The following is a 2,703-nucleotide window of genomic DNA, read 5'->3' on the forward strand; positions in this document are numbered from 1 at the left end:
TCGCCGCTCGAGTACCCCGAAGGGCCTTTCCGCTCGACTTGCATGTGTTAAGCACGCCGCCAGCGTTCGTCCTGAGCCAGGATCAAACTCTCCAACAAAAACTTGTTGAAAAACTGTCCCGACAACAAAAAGTGTTGCCAAAGGAATCCAAGACCAACAAACCACCGAAACAGTCTGCCAGCCAAGGGGTATAAATCAATTTGGCACTGGCTTATCAAGCACCCTGTTGAGTTCTCAAAGAACAACCACACACCGCCCGGAAACCCCACACCGTGGAGCCCCCGACCCGGGGCATTTCGTTCACGTCCCCGCCGCTCTCGCGCCGGGCACTTTTACTACGTTACCTCGCCGTCTTCGCCGTGTCAAACCGTTTGTCCCGGTCTGTCGTGCTTCGTGCGGGTTGGCGCCGACGAGCGCACGCAGCGGCGGACCGCTGCGATTGATCATCGGATTTGGCAGACCGGCCGCTCTGCGGTCTCCCGCGAGCTCGCCCGGCTTCCTGCCGACCGTGAACCTTACCCGGTCGGTTCCGCCTCGCCAAATCCGCCTCGCGGCAGTTTCGGCGAGCCCCGCCCGGACCGCGCCCTCCAGGGTTTGCCACCCTGTCCGACCCGGCACCACCTCGGTTCGGCACTCCAGGACCTTCGCCCTGTTTGCCCCGTTCCGCGCTGGCAGAGAGAAAGTTACGCGTCTGCTGGTTTGAACGTCAAATCGGGGGGTAGCGGCGCCCGTCACACCATTACCGGCTCACTATCCCGCCTGTTCAGGGCCGGTGCGACAGGCCGCACGCCAGTCGGGCGGGTCCTCGCCGCCTGGCCGAAGGGCGTGGCACCCGGCGGTAGGTCAGGAAGCCGGGCCCTCGGCCCGCCGGCGGGCCACCCGCCACGCGCGGACGCCGAGCACCCCGACGGTGGTGCCGATGAGCAGGGACGCCGCGATCAGCAGGGCGTGGATCCAGAGGAAGCCGGTGGCCGGAAACTCCCCGACCGTGCCGGAGGACCAGGACCGGGGATCGTTCCAGATGGCGACCGCGAACCTCGGCCAGATCACCCAGGTCCAGACTCCGACCCCGGTGAGGAAGAGGGCCCAGCCTCGCGACAGCACCATGGCCGCCGAGTATGCCAGCGCGGCGGCGGTCAGGGATGGCGGAGTTGCCGGAAGGTGGACGCGGCGCGGGGCCAGCCGATCACCGAGCCCGGCGGGTACCTGGTGACCAGGGCCTGGTGAGGCCCGCTCGCCGGGGACTGACGCCCCGCATCCGCCCCATGGACCGACGATAACGGCGGCACAACGGGACCCGTCGGGCGATTTCTCAACTGCGGTCGACAATTCGGTTACGCGGTCCCGGAACGGGAGTCCCGCGTGATCACGGACCTCCCGGACCGCTGTCTCAGAAGCAGGTGCCGATGCCACCGATCGCCGGGTTCGCCCGCTCGTGGTAATGGATCGTGCCACCCGCGTCGGCCATGAAACCGCCCCAGATGATGCAACCACCCCTGACGTACGCCCGGGTCGGCCCGGCCGCCCAGAACCTGTCGCCGTCGTCGGTCCGGGTCGGCAGGTACTGGGCGGCGAGGTAGACCTGGGTGCGGGTCGCGGCGCCCACGTAGGCGGACTTGACGGTGACCGTGCAGCCGTAGCCGGTGACCGGGTGATACAGCAGGTAGACGGCGCCGAGCGGAGCGCCGGTCTCCGCGTGGCGGATCGGGTCCTGGTCGAGGACGCCGTAGCCGAGCCCGCAGAGCGACTGCGGCGTGACGGGGTTGACGACGGCGGCCTGCGCGGCGGCGCCGGTCCCGGCCGCGAGTCCGAGCGCGACGGCGAGCACGACCCCGGTCCGGCGAATGGTGCGGTACATCCGTGTCCCCTTTTTCTCGCTGCGGATGATGCGGGACCAGAATGGTCGGCCGCAGCGACGGAACGAATGTGCCGGATGGACACTCCCCCTTGCCGGCGAATGTGCGTGCCCACGGTTTCCGCCGCTCCCACCTGCGACCGGGACACTGCATTCATCGACGCAGGACGAATATGACGTAGTTCGCACCCGAGACGTTCCAGTGAACCAAGAATTGCCGCGTTGTTTCCCACGGACGCGGGCGGGGCACTGCCCTCCGGGACCGGCGCAGACCGTCATCGGAGGTGACCCGTGCAGCCGTCGACCTTCAACCCCTGGACCTGGCGCGACCCGTCCGCCCTCGCCGGCGGATATTCCGGCGCCAACCCCGACTCAGCCCCGCCGGACGGGCCGGAGCCCGGCGGCGACGGGCCGGACGCCCCCGGTCCCGGTACCCCACTCGACCTGGTCGGCTACCGGGTGGAGGCCACCGACGGGCGGATCGGCTCGGTCGACGAGGCCAGCGACGACACCGACGCCCGCTGGCTGGTGGTGGACACCGGGCCGTGGATCTTCGGGCGAAAGGTCCTGCTGCCCGCCGGCACGGTGACGCGGGTGGACCACCTGGACCGCACGGTCCACGTGGACCGCACCCGCGATCAGGTGAAGGACTCGCCGGCCTTCGATCCGGACGCGTACGGCGAGCCCGGCTACCGGGACCGGATCGGCGACTACTACCGGGAAAGCTACCGCCAGGGCTGAACGGGCAGGGCCGGACCCGCTACCGTGGGGAGCGTGGTCCGGCCGATCAGCTACGCGCCGGAGGCCGTCGACCCCGTCGACGGCCTCCCGCTCGGCGTCGTGACCAC

Annotated in this window: 3 protein-coding genes and 1 rRNA gene; 1 reads left to right on the forward strand and 3 read right to left on the reverse strand. The window is 69.0% G+C overall.

Going from position 1 to position 2,703, the window contains the following annotated elements; all coding sequences use genetic code 11:
* The 3 genes from AB0B91_RS64880 to AB0B91_RS64890 all read right to left on the reverse strand — a co-directional run.
* Positions 1 to 98 (reverse strand): 16S ribosomal RNA (locus tag AB0B91_RS64880); the annotation flags it as partial.
* Between the two features lie 745 nt (positions 99 to 843).
* Positions 844 to 1,107, reverse strand: coding sequence for an SCO4848 family membrane protein (locus tag AB0B91_RS64885; RefSeq protein WP_089002984.1), 264 nt, complete (start codon positions 1,105 to 1,107; stop codon positions 844 to 846).
* A gap of 283 nt (positions 1,108 to 1,390) precedes the next feature.
* Positions 1,391 to 1,858 carry a hypothetical protein gene (locus tag AB0B91_RS64890; protein WP_357659671.1) on the reverse strand — a complete coding sequence of 156 codons (468 nt, stop codon included), beginning with the start codon at positions 1,856 to 1,858 and terminating at the stop codon, positions 1,391 to 1,393.
* A gap of 288 nt (positions 1,859 to 2,146) precedes the next feature.
* On the opposite strand from AB0B91_RS64890, the gene AB0B91_RS64895 reads away from it, so the two are divergent.
* Positions 2,147 to 2,596: a PRC-barrel domain-containing protein gene (locus AB0B91_RS64895; protein WP_089002982.1), complete on the forward strand. Its 450-nt coding sequence runs from the start codon at positions 2,147 to 2,149 to the stop codon at positions 2,594 to 2,596.
* The last annotated feature ends 107 nt before the right edge of the window (positions 2,597 to 2,703 follow it).

The sequence above is a fragment of the Nonomuraea sp. NPDC049141 genome, from assembly GCF_040648415.1.
Classification (GTDB): Bacteria; Actinomycetota; Actinomycetes; order Streptosporangiales; family Streptosporangiaceae; genus Nonomuraea.